The sequence below is a fragment of the Rectinema subterraneum genome (genome assembly GCA_009768935.1).
GTDB classification, from domain to species: Bacteria; Spirochaetota; Spirochaetia; order Treponematales; family Rectinemataceae; genus Rectinema; species Rectinema subterraneum.
The window spans coordinates 66,208-84,347 of record WESA01000002.1 but is presented as its reverse complement, the minus strand read 5'-3'; the positions used below and the strand labels follow the sequence as shown (position 1 = coordinate 84,347).

Here is an 18,140-nt window from a genome sequence, read left to right as displayed (position 1 = left end):
GTCGATCAGTGAGCCTGTAGCGCTGTATCTCTCTTGCCTGCGGGCTCTAAGGGGTCAGACCCCATTTCAGCAAGCAAATCCGAAATTTTCTCCGGAATCAGCGGCAGATTGTAATATACAATGGGCTTTCCAATTGCAGCACGAATCGCATCGAGCACAGCGAAGTATCCTGCAATGCCATATTGAAGCGGAGGCTCTCCCACGGCCTTCGAATTGTATGGAGCGGTCGGATTTTCGATCGGCGGCAGGAATTCGATATCGATATTTTCTGGCATAAAGGTAACATCAGGCACTTTGTAGGTCGAAAGCGTGTCAGAAAGCGGCTTGCCATCTGGCCCGAAACGCAAGTCCTCAAGCAATGACCAGCCGAGCCCTTGCGCAAGTGCGCCCTCAATTTGCCCTCGGTCTACTGCTGGATCGATGCTGTCCCCTATGTCGTGCACAATAGAAACCGAATCGAGGGTAGAGGTACCCCGAAGGATATCGACCGTTGCTTCCACTAACGCAGCGCCATAGACATGATAGGCAAATGGTCGGCCTCGCTCCGCCTTCATGTCGTACTCGAGGAATGGAGTTGCATAGAATCCGTGAGCGGAGAGATCCTGGCGCGCTGCGTGCATCGCTTCGACAAGCTGTTTCCATGTTAGGCTGGCCGGCTTGCCGTCGCACAAGATAATTCCTTCTCTTATATCGATTTTTTCGGGTGCAGCTTTAAGCAGGTCTGCGGCTTTTTGCACAAGGCGGCCGCGTATTTCCTGGCATGCAATTTTGGCTGCCATGCCATTGAGGTCGGCGCCGGTGCTTGCGGCGGTTGGCACAGTATTGGCGACGGTGAGCGTGGTGGTGCGCTGGACAGTGACGTAGCTTACCGGTACACCAAGGGTGCGCGCCGTGACAAGGGCTATTTTGCGCGCAACCTGCTGGCCCATCTCGATTGCGCCAGTCGAAACGACAACCGAGCCGTCGGTATAGACATGTACGAGCGCTCCTGCTTGGTTCATCTGCAGCTTGGTAAAGCTGATACCAAAAGCCACCGGAATAAAGCCAAGGCCTTTTTTCTGAAGGCGATGGGTAGCATTAAAGGTTTTGATGCGCTGCGAAAGGGCAGGGTAGTCAACTTTTGCAAGAAGCCGCTCCACCGACTCGCTCGCGCGTACGCGCTCGAGCGCCATGCCGTAGTAGGTGCGATCGCCTTCTCTGAAAAGATTACGGCGTTTGAGCTCGACAACCTCTGTCCCCATTTTTTGCGCAAGCGCATCCATCGCAGCTTCGATCACGAAGAAAGCCTGGGGCGCACCGAAACCACGGAATGCGGTAAATGAAGGCAGGTTGGTATGGCACATGTAGCCTGTCACGCGAACGTTTGGTATCTGGTAGGCGCCGGTCGCATGAAGTAGTGTGCGTGCCAGGATTGCTGCAGAAAGGTCGCATGTCGAGCCAGAGTTTTGGTAATAGTCAGCTTCGAAAGCGAGGAGCTTCCCGTCTGCATCTGCGCCGACGCGGAAGTCCGTTGTGTACGGGTGGCGCTTGCCCGTTGCCCGCATATCGTCTTTGCGGTTGAGATAGAGCTCGACAGGCTTGCCGCACACCCACGAAGCCACCGCTGCCATGCTTGCCCAGTTTGCTGCTTGATCTTCCTTGCCACCAAAGGCGCCGCCAAGTCTTCGAGCTTCCACTTCGACCATGTTCATAGGAAGGCCGAGCACTTGAGCAACCGCGCGCTGGACGCCTGTGGGCCCCTGTGTGCTGGAGATCACGTGCATGCGCCGACCGTCGATCACTTGGGCGATGGCCCCCTGGGTCTCGAGGTAAACATGCTCTTGGCCACCTGAATCGACGCGCCCTTCAACGACATAGGCGCACTTTGCAAAGGCTTCTTCAACATTGCCGCAGGCGATTGTTCGCGGCGGAAGAATAAAATCACCCTTAGCGGCAGCTTCGCGAGGATCAATAACCGCGGGAAGCTCTTCGCTTTCTACACGCAAAAGGCCGGCTGCCTTTCGTGCAAGCGAGCGTGTTTTGGCGACGACGATTGCGATGGGTTGCCCCCAGTATTCCCACTCCTCCTCGGGCAAAAGCGGCTCATCAGGCTTGTTAAATCCGATCTGATTGGTGCCTGGGATATCCTTTGCCAAAATTACCCGGACCGAAGGATCGAGGGACAGAGCTTCTTCTGTGTGGATAGCGAGAATGCGCGCGTGGGCGCTGTCTGAAAGCCGGACCGCTGCTTGCAGGCAACCGGCAGGGCGAGGAATGTCATCGATGTACTGCGTCTGTCCAAGGACATTCGGAAGAGATTCGGGAATCACTGAAGCAGCATCGGGGATGGATATCGCTTCGTGGTGCGCTGTGCCAGAGCGCGCATCCGCTTCATCCAAAAAGGCCATGGATTTTTTATCAACTTTCATATCTGCTTCTTTCATGGAAACAACTCCTCTGCAATGCCGCTGGCTTCGAAAAACCGCACGAAATGAGCCAGCATGAGCTGATGAACCATCCGCCGGCGGTAATCAGCGGATCCACGAACATCGCTGATTGGGGAAATGCTAGCGGAAGCAGCTTGGGCGGTTTTCATCGCAAGCGAAGCAAGTGTTTTCCTGTCAGCTGGATTGCATGGAGCGCCTTCGAGCACTTCCATTGCTGCAGTACCGAGCATCGGCACGGGCGCAACACCGCCAAGGCTTATGCGCACATCTTTGAAATGTTTTTCTTCTATTTTAAATGCTATGGCAGTATTGACTGCTGCGATATCGAGATTTTTGCGCTTTGAAGCTTTTTCGAACGAGAATTTGCGGTTTGCACCTGCAGGAATTCGAATCGCTTTGAGCACTTCTCCTGGTCGGAGGTCGAGCTTTTTATAACCAAGGAAAAATTGCTCAAGCGGACAAAGCCGAATTGGCGCCTGGGGCTCATATGCCCGAGCTTCGGGCACAATCACGAGCTGTGCGCCGAGCGCCATCAGCATCGAGGTTATATCCGCAACCGGGGATGCGTTGACAATATTCCCCCCCACGGTAGCGAGATTGCGGATAAGCGTACTCGCAAACATCGTCTCGAAACGCCCGATGCCAGGAATTTCGCGTTGCACCAAAGGAGAAACAAAGAAATCCCTTACGGTGACAGCAGCACCGATTTCAAGCCATTGTCCTTGCGGTTCGTCGCGATACTCCACCAGCGCAAATTCGGGTATCATTCGAGTCAGCAATGGAGAAAAACCTTCATCCGGATCCGGATTTCGCACATAGAAATCCGTGCCGCCTCCAACAATGACCGCAGGATCGAGTGTGGAAGCAACTGCTTTCTTGTTGTCATGCCCTGCCATGTCGAGACCAGTTCCAATGGTAGCGCCATTGGGGACAGAGGTTTGCAATGATGAGCTTTTCGATTCCTCGATAAATTTCAGCACAGACTGGGGAAGCACTTGCGCGCTGACCAATGCTTTCAGCCTCGCTATTGGCTCAAGCGGGAGATCTCTGAATTGTTCAACAAGCCGCGCAGCTGCCCTGCGAATTGCTGCATATCCTGTACAGCGGCACAGGTTGCCGTCCACCGCTCGCAACGCCCCAGCTAAATCTGGAACTTGCGGCTCAGCCAGCCACGATGTCAAAGCTATGATGAATCCTGGAGTACAAAAACCGCACTGACTAGCGTTTTCTTCAATGAACGCGCGCATTACCGGAGTGAGCCCATCCTCTGTCCCCTCTATAAGCCCTTCGAGCGACAGGAGGTGCTTGCCCTTTAGTTCGCCAAGCGCCAGAAGGCAGGAAGGAACGGCACGATAGCGTACTGTGTTGGCAATTTGCTCACCTACGAGGACTGCACATGCTCCGCAATCGCCCTCACGACAGCCTTCTTTGGTCGAAGTGAGCCCAAGCTCTCCGCGTGCGACATCCAAAACTGGCATGCCTTCCGCTGACGCCAGACCTCTCCATGCATTATTTACCTTTATGTACAGCAAAGCCATTTTTCACTCCCAATTATAACAGTATAGCACAAAAACCGCATTTTGTTCACCAAGCTCTGTCCCTTCGCTAGCTGGCTGCAACCTGCTTGCGCAATGCTTTCTAACCTCTGTCCCCAATAAGCCCGCCCAATATTGTGCTGGCACTGCCAACCTCTGTCCCTCATGTTGCTGCCAGATACCTCACATCTCGCAGCTCGAGTTTTATTCCATGTTTCATGTCGACCGGAGGACAGCATTCAACTGCAGGAAAAATCGCGCTCGAAAAATCGCACAGGCTCAACTGCTCCAAAGCTAGCGCAATTACATGATTTCAGCTTGATATCGCTTAATCAACGTAGAGCGACACCCTCTCGAACCGATCGACATCGACAAGCCCCATATCAGTGATCTTGAGGCTCGGAATCACCGGCAAAGCCATAAACGACAGCGTCATGAGCGGAGATGTCGCGGTCAGTCCTTCTTGCCTGAACAACTTTTCGAAGGCTGTGAGCCGTTCAATAACGAAATCTGCAGGCTTGTCGCTCATAAGCCCTGCTACCGGAAGCGGCAGATCGAGCAGTATCTCATCGCCTACCGCATATACGAGCCCGCCTTTGATTTTGTTGAGGTGCCTCGCTGCTTTAAAAATTGAAACATCGTCGACACCAGCAATAATCATGTTATGGGAATCATGACTTATTGTGCTGCCGATTGCGCCGCGCTTGAGCCCGAGCCCATGGATGAACCCTTTTCCGATATTCCCCGAGCCTGTATGCCGCTCGATGACGAAAATTTTAAGAATGTCGCGCTCGATATCTGCAGAAAGCCTTCCCCTTATCCCTTCAAGGCGCGAAATACCATTACCGGTAAGGAGCGATTCCCGATTCACTTCAATGACCCTCACGGGCTTGCCTTTATCCGGGATGACAAAGTCATCAATTGTCAGCCATTTGATATTCACTGAATCGCGAATGGGTGTGCCCACAGTCGCAAATTCCTGTACAAGCGCGCCATTTCGGGCGACAATCACACCATTCTTGACCACTATTTTTGCCTCGAAGTATTCGAACGAAGGGAAGGCGACAAAATCAGCTTTATAACCCGGCGCAATCGCTCCCTGGCCGGGAATTCCGAACCACCTCGCTGCATTGCTTGATGCGATGCGGATTGCATCGATGGGATCGATGCCTCCTTCGAGCATCATCCTGAGGGAAAAGTCCATATGCCCTTCATCCCGCAGGTCATTGCAGTGCCGGTCGTCGGAACACAACATGAAGCGGCTGGCATTCTCCCGCGTGATGGCGGGCAAAAGGGGACGGAGGTCTTTTGCTGTCGATCCTTCGCGAAGCATGATGTACATGCCCTTCTCCACCTTTTCCAGAGCCTCTTCGGGTGTCGTACATTCATGATCCGATCCGATTCCCGCTACCACATACGCTGACAGACTGGCGCCCCTCAATCCAGGCGAGTGTCCATCAATTGGCCTTCCGTTAGACTGGAAAAGCGCTATTTTATCCATGAGCTGAGGATTTCTAGCAAGCACACCAGGGTAATTCATTACTTCCCCAAGACCCAGCACTCGAGGCTCCTGCAAGAATTGATGCATGTCCGACGCATAGAGAGCAGCACCGGCTGTATCGAAATCCGTAGCTGGAACGCACGAAGGAACCATGAAATATACATCGAGGGGAATATCCCTGGAGACATTGAGCATATAGCGCATACCGTCGTAGCCCATGACATTTGCGATTTCATGCGGATCAGCCACAACAGTAGTGGTCCCCCTGGGCAGTACGACGCGCGCGTATTCAGCAGGCGTCAGCAGCGATGACTCAATATGCACATGGGCATCGATGAGTCCAGGGGCTAAGAACATCCCTTCGAGATTGATGCTTTCCTTTGCATCTAGTCCATCGTTTATTCCTGCAATGAATCCACCCTTTACCGACACAATGGAATTCGGCAAAAACCGTCCGGAAAGCACATCGACTACCGTGCAATTCGTATAATTCACATCACAGATTGTCTTGCCGGTCGCTGCATCGATGACATCTCTGTTCATTTATCCTCCCGCATGTAGGAAGTACCGAGCGCAGCCGGAGCGCCGACTTTTTTCGAAAGCGCTTCCCACCATGTCATGACGACAAGCACAATTATCGTACCGATATAGGGCATCATGTTGAGGAAGTTTGCCGGAATGCTCGTGCCCGAAGCTTGCAAGCGAAACTGAACAGCATTGATCCCGCCAAAGAGCAGTGCACCCCACACCGCCCGAGCCGGATTCCACATCGAAAAAATGACGAGCGCAATGACAATCCATCCCCGTCCGCCTGTGATGTTTTCCGACCAGCCAGGCGTATAGGAGAGCGAAAGATGTGCGCCTCCCAGTGCGATCATCATGCCGCCAAGAATAGTGTACAGATAGCGCGTCTTCGTTACATCGATGCCCATCGCATCCGCAGTCTGCGGATCTTCGCCCACCGACCTGAGCCACAAGCCGGGTCTTGTTTTATACAGAAAGAACCAGGCAAGCGGCAGCAGAATATAGACGAGATAGGTAATAATATCCTGATTGAAAAAAGCTGAAATTATAGGGATCTGCTTCACCCATTCTGGCGCGAGAGGGACTATTCGTTCCGCGCGCAAGCCCACAAGCCTGAAATTATTCGCTACCGGTCCTAGCCTCTGACCCAAAAACGACGAAAAACCTGTTCCGAAGAGCGTAATCGAAAGCCCCGACACAACCTGATTTGCCCTCATTGTCGTAGTCAGAAAAGCGTGCAAAAGCGCAAGCAATCCTCCAACTCCTATCGCTACCAATAGGCCAATCGCTATGCTGTGACTGTAGAATACCGCTGTGAATGCAGAGAGCGCCCCCATGAGCATGATCCCCTCGACTCCCAGATTGAGAATGCCGCTCCGCTCCGTAAGAATTTCGCCGATTGTCGCTATCGTAAGGCTTGTACCTGCGCGAATCGTGATGGTCAAAATCGAAGTCAGAAAATCCATGGCATCACTCCTGGCTCGGTTCGGGGCACGCTGCCCGCGGCTCAGGCTTTACAACGAGGAACCGGTATTCAGTAAAGAGAGACCCCGCAAGCATCGGGAATAGGATGAGCCCTTGCATGACAACTCCCATCGCTGCAGGCAATCCCATCACCATTTGCACTTGATCGCCCCCAACCGACAGCCCAGCAAGCGCTATCGCCACAAACGGCACAGCTAAAGGATTGAGCTGGCTCATCCAGGCGACGATGATTGCAGTGTAGCCATAGCCAATCGACAGCCCTTGCTGAAGCCGGTGCGATATACCAGTAATCTCGAATGCGCCTGCAAGTCCGCACAATGCACCCGAAAGCATCACCGCAAGAATAATATTCCGTTCCACAGCAATTCCCTGATAGCGCGCTGCTTTCTGGCTTGCGCCGATAATCTGCAATTCGAATCCCCAGCGCGTGCGCTTGAGCACGAGCCAAAGAATGATTGCAAGCGCAATTCCGACCCAGATTCCGACATGGGCTCGTCCCATAATGCGAGGCAGCCATGCATTTGCCGAGAACATGCGAGAGCCGGGGAATCCATACCCTTTCGGGTCGCGCCAGGGCCCGTAATACAAAAACTCCGAATACAGTATCGCAATATAGTTCATCATCAGGGTTACAAGCGTTTCATCAACCTTGAGCGTTGTCTTGAGAATCGCAGGGATCCCTGCCCACAGCGCTCCCGCGAGCAAACCCCCAAAAAGCGCCGCAAAGAGGAGCGAGCGTCCCGGAAAGTAGCGTTCCATGAAGAGCGCAACCCCCGCCGCCGCAACACCGCCAAGAGTGAGCTGCCCCTCCGCACCGATATTCCAGAACTTGAGCCTGAATGCGATAGCAACACCCAATCCCGTCATCATGAGCGGAATTGCCTTGACCAGCGTCTCTGCAAAACCATGTGAAGTACCAAAGGCTCCAACTGCCATTGCCGCATAAGTCTTGAAAGGATCAGCCCCGAAAATCGCCAGCAGCAATGCGGTCAGCACCAGCGACACCGCGAACGAAATAAGCGGGACAAGGATGAGCGCGGGGACAGAGGTTGACTTCCGCTTCTCAAATACAAACTTCATGCGGTGGCCTCCTTGCTCATCCCTGCCATCAGCATGCCGATTTGCTCAATGTCAGCCTTATCCGCGTCGAAAATCCCCATGATTCTCCCTTCGAACAGAACCGCAATTCGATCCGAAACCTGCAATAGCTCGTCCAGATCCTCGGAAAAGAAGAGCACTCCCAAACCTCCGTCCCTCTGGTTGATAAGCTGACGGCGCACAGTCTCAGTAGCTCCGACATCGAGCCCGCGGGAAGGATAGACTGCAACCATCACTGTCCGGGCAGCGCCGATTTCGCGCGCGAGAATCGTCTTCTGAACATTCCCGCCCGAGAGAAATTTAACCTGTGTCTGCGGTGATGGCGTTGCAATATGGAACTTTTCGATCAGCGCGCGGGCAAGATCGACAATCCTCTTGGGCAGGAGAAATATACCTGCAGCAAGAGGACGAGAGCGATATTGCTTCATAGCCAGATTCGAAGCGACGCTCAAATCCCCAACGGCTCCGACTGAAGATCGGTCTTGCGGGATATGCGCTACTCCCTGGCGAATAATCTCAAGAGGGGACTTGTTCGTCATGTCCTTGTTGCCGATTCGGAGCGCGCCCTTCGTCGATCGCCTGAGCCCAGTGACCACTTCAGCGAGCTCGCGCTGGCCATTCCCTGCGACACCAGCGATACCGAGGATCTCGCCAGCTCTCAGCTGGAAGGATACATTATTGAGCGCGAGCAAACCTCTGTCCCCTAGCGCATCTATATTCGACAGCTCAAGGACGACCTCTCCCGGGCAGAATGGCTTTTTTTCGATTTGAAACAGGACCTCGCGCCCGACCATCATGCGCGCAAGCTCCTTCGGTGTGGTGTCAGCGGTGCGGGCTTCAGCGACGACCTTGCCTTTTCTAAGGACCATGACGCGATCGGAAAATTCCATCACTTCTTCCATTTTATGAGTAATAAAAACAGCAGATTTCCCTTCTTGTTTCATCGCATGTACTACGCGGCTGAGTTCGTGAGACTCCTGTGGAGTGAGCACTGCTGTCGGCTCGTCGAGAATGAGAATCTCAGCATTGCGATAGAGAAGTTTAAGAATCTCAACACGTTGCTGTTCACCTACCGAAAGCTGCCAAATATTCGCATTCGGATCGACTTTCAAATGATATTGCGCGGCAAGATCGACAAGCCGCTGCCGCACCCGCTTGAAATCGGGAATAAATGGCTCGTCTTTCAAGCCCAGGATGATGTTTTCAAGCACGCTCATCGAATCAACAAGCTTGAAGTTTTGATGGACCATGCCAATGCCATACTTCTGTGCATCGCGGGGAGAATGAATGTCAGCATATGAGCCATTGATATAGATTTCACCTTTATCCGGCCGATACAGGCCACAAAGCACATTCATCAGCGTGCTCTTGCCCGCTCCGTTTTCTCCAAGCAAAGCGAGCACTTCGCTTCTATGCAACATCAAATCGACGCAATCATTTGCGAGCACTCCTGGAAAAGACTTGGAGATACCTCGCATTTCCACTTTTGGAATGACGGTTTCGCTCATCAGCTGATTCCTGCGTTTTCTTTATGATTCTCAGGCTGAAAACATCCGGAAGCAATTATTGTCCTGCCTCGGCTGACAGGAACATGTACAAAAAACCGGTATGCGCGCCTGAGAAACGCATACCGGCTGTGGATAGCTTATTGCACTTTGCCGACAACGCCCTCGACAAACCAATCCATCGAGAGCTGCTTGTCATCTGGCACAACTTCGCCAGCTTTGTAAACAACTTTGCCACTCTGGTCCTTGATCGGACCGGAGAAAATTTTCCATCCGCTCAGGATCTTCTTCTGTGCGTCTTCAACTTCCTTTCTGACATTTGCAGGAACGCGCGGGCTCAGATCTGAGAGCTTTGCGATATTATCTTTCAGTCCTCCCCAGAACTCATGCGTTTTCCAGGTACCATTCAAAATGTTCTGAATGGTGGCAATGTAGTAGGTTTCCCAGTTCCACACAGCGCTTGCGAGCACAGTGTCGCCCACAAATTTTCCCATATCCGAATCGTAGCCAATCGAAAGCTTGCCGCGCTCCTGAGCTGCTTTCTGAGGTTCCGTGGTGTCCTGGTGCTGAGCGATGATATCGCATCCTGCATCGAGAAGAGCGACTGCGGCTTCACGTTCCTTTACTGGATCGTACCAGGTATTCGTCCACACGACTTGCACTTTGGCGTTCGGGTTGACCGAGCGAACGCCAAGCGTAAACCCATTGATGCCTCTCACGACTTCCGGAATCGGGAATGCTGCGACATAGCCAATCTTGTTGGATTTTGTCATGCGGCCCGCGATTATGCCTGTGAGATAGCGAGCTTCCTCAATACGTCCGAAGTAGGTTGCCATATTGGGAGCAGTCTTGTATCCCGAGCAATGCTCAAAAATGACCTTGGGGAATTCCTGGGCGACTGCGTAAGTCGGATCCATGTATCCAAAGCTGGTCGTAAAGATCACATCATAGCCCTGAATTGCATACTGACGGATTACACGCTCAGCATCAGGGCCTTCCGGCACATTCTCTATGTACTTAGTTTCGATCTTGTCACCGAAATATTTCTGCGCCGCAAGACGACCGCGTTCGTGTTCATAGGTCCACCCGAGATCACCCGGCGGGCCAATATAGACAAACGCGACCTTGAGAGGTTTCTTTGCTTGTGCGGTGGCGGGCAACACGAGCGAAACCAGCATGAGAATCGCGATGAGACCAAGAACGATCTTTCTCATTGAAGGCTCCTTTCTCCAAAACAGAATCATACCGGATCAAGCCCGGCAGCACTTTCGCGCTGCAAAAAGTGTAGCCTCCATTTTGCCAGCTGTCAAATGAATTATTCAAAATAGCTGCGATGGGGACAGAGGTTTAGTGATTAACGTGTGGTCACAAACGCATCCTGGCTTGCCCCTTGTACCGCCTTAACCGTAGACAGCCATTTTTTTGCTTCATCCGCGGAAGGATAAGGGCCTACTTTGACCTGATAATAGTTTCGTCCTCCGATCTCCTTGACTGCAATGATTGAAGTCATGCCACGAGCAGTAAATTCATCACGCAATTTGTCTGCTGTGCCTTTTGCGGAAAAACTTCCAACCTGAATCCAATATTCCGCGCTCGATGCCGCTTTGGTGGACGGCGGTGGGGACGGAGGTGAGGCAGGCTTTGCAGCCGGAACAGGAGCCACAGAAGTAGCAGGAGGCTTTGCTGCGGGGACGGAGGTTTGCGGAGTTTTTACCGCGGATTGTCCAGAAACTGAAGAGGAGGCTGGCTTAGGTGCCGAACTGGCGACTGCCGATTCTCCTTCAGTCTGCGATGCATTCATATTAGTCTGATTTGCTGCAGGAGCGGGTACTACTATGACTGTACTCGAAGATTTCTTCTCGCTCGTACTATTCGCCTGCGAGTCTGTGGGTAGTTGAGAGCTCTCACCAGAAGGCTGGACAACAATGCTGGGGAAAGCAGAGAAATCATTCGGGGACAGAGGTTTTGAAGGGGATCTTCTTGTCAGATCGAATGGTCGTGATTCTGATGCTTCTGAAGGTGGAAACAAGAGAAAGGCTGCCAGAAACACCACCAGCGCGAAACCGCTGACTGCTACTGCTATCCAAAGAATTTTTTTCGATCTATCAGACATGTACATACCCCTACATTTTTATAATCGGCATTTGCTGTCGCAATATAAAGGATGATTATCTCTGCAAATCCTGCGAAAGTTTCTCAATCAGCTTTTTGGTTTTGTTCTCAAGTTGTTCTTTCTTTCCAGAATTCAAAAGAATAAAAACCTTGGCGCCTTTTCTGGGCCTCAATTTCCAGAGTTCTCTTTGACTAAAAATTCTTTTCAGCGCTCTTGTTGCAGATAAATTGTCCCTTTTTTTCGCACGCGAAACGCGCAGAAACAGCGGTGCCTGCACTTCGATCACAGCTTCGCACAATGAAAGCTGAGGAAAACGGTAGAGAAGCGCGGCATTTATGCAGAATTTTTCTTTTTTTTGCTCGCGGGCTCTTTGAATTTCCCTGTCAAGTAGGGAGAGCATAGCAGGATGCACGAGGGATTCGAGAATTTGCATCTGTTGGGCATTAGAAAAGACAATCTGTCCCAGCTTTGTTCGATCCACCGAACCATCTTCATTCATGACATGAGATCCGAATGCATGTTTTATAGCGAGGGAAGAGAGCGAAAGCGCTGCATGGCCCAGTTTGTCCACATCAACCACCTCCCAACCATATGCCGACAGAATCTTTGCTACTTCATTCTTTCCAGCGCAATAGCCGCCAGTAAGCCCGATTATATGCATTGCATTCCTGCCTTTCCTAGATCATATATTTCACCGCGGATTATTACAGGTGCATATCGCCCCAGGAAATAGCAGATTCCACACTCACCCGAAGCGGCACGTCCAGCTGCACAGCATGTTCCATTTCTTCCTTGATTAAATCAATCGCAGCGGGGACAGAGCTTTCAGGAGCCTCAAATATCAGCTCATCATGAACCTGAAGAAGCATCCTTACTTCAGGCATTTGAGTAGCCAACGCACGATGTATCTTTATCATGGCGATTTTAACGATATCAGCAGCAGTACCCTGAATTGGCGTATTGACTGCGACTCTATGTGCAGCTTGCTGCTCTGTCTTGTTTCTGGAGTTAATCCCGAGAATTCTTCGCTTTCGACCAAAAAGCGTCGATGTTATGCCGGTCTCTTGAGCTTCTTCTATAGTTCTTTTTATAAATTCAGCAATCCCTGAATATGTTGAAAAATATGAATCAATAAATTCTTTTGCAAGCGCATTAGAAATTCCCAGGTCGCGTGCGAGCCTGAACGCGCTCATTCCATAAATAACGCCGAAGTTGATAGTTTTAGCAATGCGTCGCTGGCTTGCATCAACCTGGTCTTCCGGGATTCCGAAAATGAAAGATGCTGTGCGCTTGTGGATATCCACTTTTTCTTTGAATGCTTTTTTCAGATTTGGATCTTTGGAAAGATGCGCCATTACAACAAGTTCGATTTGCGAATAATCTGCAGAAATAAGCTTATGCCCTGGTTCGGCAATGAAAGCCTCACGGATTCTGCGCCCTTCTTCATCGCGGATAGGAATATTCTGGAGATTTGGGTCTCTACTGGAAAGTCTGCCCGTCGCTGCTCCCGTCTGGACATACGTTGTATGCACTCGCCCGCTTGTTTCTGCGAGCGCAGCAAGAGGCTCGATATATGTATTTTGAAGCTTTGTGAGAAGCCTATGCCTTAAAATAAGCTGTGGCACTGGGTCGAGAGGAGCTAATTCCTCAAGCACTGATGTGTCGGTAGAAAATCCGGTCTTTGTGCGCTTCTGAACCGGCAGCTTGCGCTCGACAAAGAGCACATCGGCGAGTTGTTTAGGGGAGCCAAGATTAAAATCATGTCCGACGAGATGGAACACTTCTGATTGAATCTTCGCAAGCTCATTCTCAAGCTCCACTCCATATGCTCTGAGCTTATCTGCATCGACGCGGATACCAGTACGCTCCATTTCGGCAAGAATAGGCAAGAGAGGCATTTCTATATCATAAAAAACATTATGCAACTGTGCTGAGTCGATTTCTTTCGAGAGTCTCTGATAAAGCCGAAAAGAAAAATCCGCATCTTCAGCTGCATATTGCACAGCAGTAGCGAGGGGAACATCCGCAAATGTGGCGCCCTTTGGCACAACTTGATCATATTCAAGCCCCGAAAGCCCAAGAAAGCGCGCGGCAACAGAAGAAAGCGAAAAGGAAGGTGCTTCGGCATCGAGAACCCATGCTGCAACCATTGTGTCGAAACACGGGCTTGTAACCTCCGTCCCTCCCGCAGCGAGAACATTTATATCAAATTTGAGGTTGTGTCCGACGAGCAGCATCTGAGTCGCACTTACCAATCGTGAAAGAGCAGCAAGCGCCTTTTTATGGGGTATGCACTTTGAGTCGGGGCTGAGCAAAGGAATATACCAGGCTTTTCCCGCTTCGTAACAAAGCGAAAACCCAACAATACGAGCATGATGGGAATCCAACGAATTTGTCTCTGTATCAAATGCGCAGACGCCATGAGCAAGCGCTGCATCGATTATTTCTTCAAGCTTCTCTTCTTCAAGAATGGCTTGATAAACCGGTACATTGTCAGTACGAGAAAACAAGCTGGGACTTTGTTGAGAGGCTTGAGCTTCGATGGATGCAATGCCTTCTCCATGCTTCACCTCGGGCTTCAGGTTATTGCTCAAATTGGGGACAGAGGTTTGTATTTCGTTTTTATCTGCCTCCGCACTTGTTCTGGTGGATGCTTTGGGGACAGAGGTTTGTACTCCTTTTTTATTTCTGAGTGACTCAGGTACCAAGCTTTTCATTTCTTCTCTTAATAAAAGGGGAGCTGCTGCTGCCATATTGAGTGAAGCTCTGAGCGAAGCAACATCCGATGGGCATGAAGGAACATTATCGCAAAGAGAGATTAGGTCCTTTGATAGGAAAGCATCTTCCCTCCCCGCCTCCAATTTTTTCCGGAGCGATTCTGGCTCAATTTCGTTAAGATGCTGGTAGATAGAATCGAGAGAACCAAACTGCGAAATGAGCTTCTGTGCTGTTTTATCACCTATTCCTTTTACGCCTGGGATATTATCCGATGCGTCTCCGGTTAAAGAAAGATAATCGCGGATTTGATCAGGCAAAACCCCCCATTCTTTTAATACACCGTTCTCATTTATTTCTCGAAAAGAAAAACCTTCTGAGGGACGGAGGGCTTTCGTAAAGCCGCCAACGAGCTGCAAGAGATCTTTATCTCCTGAAACAATGAAACAAGCTCGCTTTTCGCGCGAGCATTGTGTTGCAAGCGTCGCGATTACATCATCAGCTTCATAGCCCTCGCAACGAATTGTGGGGACTTCCAGAGCGCGAAGAATAGACTCGATTTTGGGGATTTGAGCGATTAAATCTTCAGGGGTCTTTTGACGCGTAGCTTTATAGGTCAAAAATTGTTCATGTCGGAAGGTCGGACCGATGGAATCGAGAGCAGCAGCAAACAGAATTGGCTTTCTTTGTTCAAAAAGCGAAAAAAGAAATCGGAAAAAACCAAATATCGCTGAAACATTTTCCCCGAGCGAATTCCGCAAAGGCTTTCGAATAAAAGCGAAATATGATCGGTAGATAAAAGCATACACATCGAGTACATATAAAGGGTCTTTTTCGTTCATTTTTTTCTCCAGAAAGCGTTCCAGTTTCCCGCTCGTTCGTTATCAATCCAATCATTGATAACTATTATCAATACTATCGCAAATTGCAGCCCCATCTTAAAGCCTGATGTCTTAGCTGGCTGCAGCTGCTAAATACTGCTTTCTCTGACGATTTTTATAGGAAGAAAGGCTATTTAGCACAGCCAAATGCATAAAAACTCCATCATCGTGCTTTTTGTGCACGGGCTTCTTCCCATGTCTCGATGAGCTGGTATGCTGCGTTAATTTTTGCACTTACCGCAGTTGCTGTTTTCATGTCTTCTGGTGAAGCTGTGTGACGATCGGGGTGATGTTTCTTGAGCAGCTCCTTATATCGGGCTTTCACCTCTGCAAATGGTGCATAGGGTTCAAGCCCTAAGAAGCGATATGCGTCTTGAACCGCTTGGCGTTCTATTGCTTTGCGCGGATCCTGATCATTTGAGGCTTGGCTTCTGAATTCCGAGCGGCGACGCATCTCGGCTTCTCGTTCTGATTCGGTTTTCGAGGGGTCAAGGTACGATTCCAGTTCTTCCCAAGCATCAGCAAGATCCTGGTCTTTAAAAATATCACTGCTACCAAAATTATTGCGACCAAATCCTTCCCCAAAAGCGGAAGATGTCCAGGCGCGCACCAATCGTTCGAGACGATCGAATATCTGATCCACGTATAACCTCGCTCACATTGCATTCACATGTTACTATACCATATTTATGATTCGAAGTGGAGGGCAATCTCGTGCATCGGATTGAGGAATCATCTGAGCCTTATTGCGTGGTAATAGGCGGCATCAATATTGATATACAAGGATTCTGCAATGCTGCTCATATAGAAAAAGACTCAAACCCAGGTGTAATTACTCGAAGTCTAGGAGGGGTTGGCCGCAATATTGCCGAAAATCTTGTGCGGCTTGGCGTACGCACTGAGCTGATCACTGTCCTTGGAAACTCGCCAGCGTGGGAAGCGCTTATTTCGCGCATAGAGCATCTTGGAATCGGAGTGAGTCATAGCCCTAGGCTTGCAGATGTCCCCTTGCCAATGTATTTGTGCATCCTGGAGAGGGACGGAGGTTTGGTAAGCGCGGTTGCTGATATGCGTGCTATCGAAAGACTGCAAATTGAACATCTTGAAAACCAAGACTCTTTGCTTAGAAAGGCTGCTTGCATAATCATTGATGGCAACCTTCCTAAAGCTTGCATCGAATGGATTGCTCAGCAATACCATGCAGCAAACTCCCAGAATAAAAAGACCATTCCCGCAGCGCTAAGCTCAACAGAACGAGAGAATGTTTTTGTTTCTAGAGATTTTGCAGATCCGGCGGGAAAGGATCAAAATGGGGACAGAGGTTTTCAAAATGCTAATGTCCAATCCCAGATTGCCGTATCACAGCATCCGATATTGATTGCTGACCCTGTTTCTTCATCAAAAGCAGTAAAATTCAGGGATTGCTTTGGCTTATTTGATATTGCAAAACCAAACCTAGCTGAAGCAAGCACGATTGCAAATTTTGGTCCGACTGCGACGCCTTCTCAAATCATTGCAGCATTGAAAGCCAAATCCATTTTACCCAATGAACTTTATCTCTCTTTAGGCGAAAAAGGTATGCTGGTCATTGAAGATGATTCTATCCATGAAATTTCTCTTCCAGCATCAAACCTCCGTCCCCCTGCAGCAAATCGATCAGGAGCGGGGGATGCAGCTTGTGCAGCCCTCGCATGGGTAAGTATCCGGTCAATGTTTTCTGAAAGGCTTAAGAATGGGCAATTTTCTAACCTCCGTCCCTCTGCAAAAGCAAAATTTGCCCTAAGCGCAGCGCTCCTTGCATCTGCATCGAAGCGTCCGGTTAATCCGAAACTTGATCCTCGCATGCTGTGCGAAAAGATAAAATTCTGGTACCCTGAGCTATCCGATTTGGTTGAATATATGATGCAGAACGGAGGAATTATATGAACCCTTATCTTGATATCACGGAAGAGGTTGCTGATGCGCTGCATGCTGGCCTTCCCGTTGTTGCGCTGGAATCGACTATCATAAGCCATGGAATGCCATGGCCGCGAAACTTGGAGACTGCTCTGGCCGTTGAAGATGCAATCAGAAAAGAAGGAGCAGTTCCTGCCACAATCGCTATTATCAATGGAAGGCTAAAGGTTGGTCTTTCGCGTGAGGAATTGACTCTTTTCTCTAATAGCTCGCTTCATCCGGCTAAAGTATCTCGTCGCGATTTGCCAATAGTTGTTGCTCAAAATGGAAATGGAGCGACTACTGTCGCTAGCACAATGATAATTGCTTCAATGGCAGGCATCCGGTTTTTTGCCACCGGCGGTATTGGTGGTGTGCATCGAGGTGCGGAATTGACTTGGGACATTTCTGCAGATCTTGATGAATTTGCTCGAACCGATGTTGCAGTTGTTTGCGCTGGCGCAAAAGCAATTCTTGATTTGGCAAAAACAATGGAATATCTCGAGACCAAAGGCGTTCCGGTAATTGGTTATAGAACATCAGAACTTCCCGCATTCTATTCACGGGAGTCTGGAGTTATGCTTTCCCAGCGCGCTGATGATCCAATGGAAATAGCTCGGCTTCTCCATGCGAAATGGTCCTTGGGGCTGTCTGGAGGCGCAGTAATTGCAAATCCTGTGCCTATCGAATACTCCATGACCAAGAATGAAATCGATGCAGCAATCGAACAAGCTTTGGAAGAGCTTGCAGAAAAAAGGATTAAGGGTGCAGCGGTAACGCCCTATCTCTTGGCTCGGGTTGCTGAAATAACGGGAGGGGATTCTCTTGAGACAAATATCGCGCTCGTGATAAATAATGCACATCTCGCTGCCAGGATAGCGATAGCCTATGAACAGATGAGCGAGAAGTAGACCTAACCTCT

13 protein-coding genes are annotated in these 18,140 nt (G+C 50.2%); 2 read left to right on the top strand and 11 right to left on the bottom strand.

The window, feature by feature from the left end:
- Nucleotides 1-5 precede the first annotated feature (5 nt).
- The 11 genes from GAP13_RS01185 to GAP13_RS01135 form a co-directional block, all read right to left on the bottom strand.
- Nucleotides 6-2,423, bottom strand: coding sequence for a molybdopterin cofactor-binding domain-containing protein (locus GAP13_RS01185; protein WP_222126112.1), 2,418 nt, complete (start codon nt 2,421-2,423; stop codon nt 6-8).
- Entirely contained in the window at nt 2,420-3,964 is a 1,545-nt protein-coding gene (locus tag GAP13_RS01180) for an FAD binding domain-containing protein (RefSeq protein ID WP_158905342.1), read from the bottom strand. Before GAP13_RS01180 ends, GAP13_RS01185 begins: the two co-directional genes overlap by 4 nt.
- 325 nt (nt 3,965-4,289) lie before the next feature.
- Nucleotides 4,290-6,005 carry an adenine deaminase gene (gene ade / locus GAP13_RS01175; RefSeq protein ID WP_158905340.1) on the bottom strand — a complete coding sequence of 572 codons (1,716 nt, stop codon included), beginning with the start codon at nt 6,003-6,005 and terminating at the stop codon, nt 4,290-4,292.
- The gene (locus GAP13_RS01170; RefSeq protein WP_158905338.1) at nt 6,002-6,952 is read right to left on the bottom strand and encodes an ABC transporter permease; all 951 of its coding nucleotides are present in this window, start codon (nt 6,950-6,952) and stop codon (nt 6,002-6,004) included. Before GAP13_RS01170 ends, ade begins: the two co-directional genes overlap by 4 nt.
- A 4-nt stretch (nt 6,953-6,956) precedes the next feature.
- Entirely contained in the window at nt 6,957-8,051 is a 1,095-nt protein-coding gene (locus tag GAP13_RS01165) for an ABC transporter permease (protein ID WP_158905336.1), read from the bottom strand.
- Complete coding sequence (locus tag GAP13_RS01160) at nt 8,048-9,577, bottom strand: ABC transporter ATP-binding protein (RefSeq protein WP_186338803.1); 1,530 nt, start codon at nt 9,575-9,577, stop codon at nt 8,048-8,050. Before GAP13_RS01160 ends, GAP13_RS01165 begins: the two co-directional genes overlap by 4 nt.
- Before the next feature lie 137 nt (nt 9,578-9,714).
- Nucleotides 9,715-10,788, bottom strand: a complete 1,074-nt coding sequence (locus GAP13_RS01155) for a BMP family ABC transporter substrate-binding protein (RefSeq protein ID WP_158905334.1) — start codon at nt 10,786-10,788, stop codon at nt 9,715-9,717.
- A gap of 140 nt (nt 10,789-10,928) precedes the next feature.
- Nucleotides 10,929-11,375: an SPOR domain-containing protein gene (locus GAP13_RS13055; RefSeq protein WP_222126111.1), complete on the bottom strand. Its 447-nt coding sequence runs from the start codon at nt 11,373-11,375 to the stop codon at nt 10,929-10,931.
- A gap of 367 nt (nt 11,376-11,742) precedes the next feature.
- The gene (coaE, locus tag GAP13_RS01145; protein WP_158905330.1) at nt 11,743-12,348 is read right to left on the bottom strand and encodes a dephospho-CoA kinase; all 606 of its coding nucleotides are present in this window, start codon (nt 12,346-12,348) and stop codon (nt 11,743-11,745) included.
- A 43-nt stretch (nt 12,349-12,391) separates the two neighbouring features.
- Nucleotides 12,392-15,244 (bottom strand): DNA polymerase I, encoded by a 2,853-nt coding sequence (gene polA, locus GAP13_RS01140; RefSeq protein ID WP_158905328.1) that lies wholly within the window; start codon nt 15,242-15,244, stop codon nt 12,392-12,394.
- A 202-nt stretch (nt 15,245-15,446) separates the two neighbouring features.
- On the bottom strand, nt 15,447-15,926 hold the full coding sequence (locus GAP13_RS01135) for a J domain-containing protein (protein ID WP_158905326.1): 480 nt from the start codon (nt 15,924-15,926) through the stop codon (nt 15,447-15,449).
- Nucleotides 15,927-15,997: 71 nt separating this feature from the next.
- Between GAP13_RS01135 and GAP13_RS01130 the strand changes: the two genes are divergently transcribed.
- Together GAP13_RS01130 and GAP13_RS01125 are read left to right on the top strand one after the other, a co-directional pair.
- Nucleotides 15,998-17,209: a PfkB family carbohydrate kinase gene (locus tag GAP13_RS01130; protein WP_158905324.1), complete on the top strand. Its 1,212-nt coding sequence runs from the start codon at nt 15,998-16,000 to the stop codon at nt 17,207-17,209.
- On the top strand, nt 17,206-18,129 hold the full coding sequence (locus tag GAP13_RS01125) for a pseudouridine-5'-phosphate glycosidase (RefSeq protein ID WP_158905321.1): 924 nt from the start codon (nt 17,206-17,208) through the stop codon (nt 18,127-18,129). The genes GAP13_RS01130 and GAP13_RS01125 overlap by 4 nt, the downstream gene beginning before the upstream one ends.
- Nucleotides 18,130-18,140 lie beyond the last annotated feature (11 nt).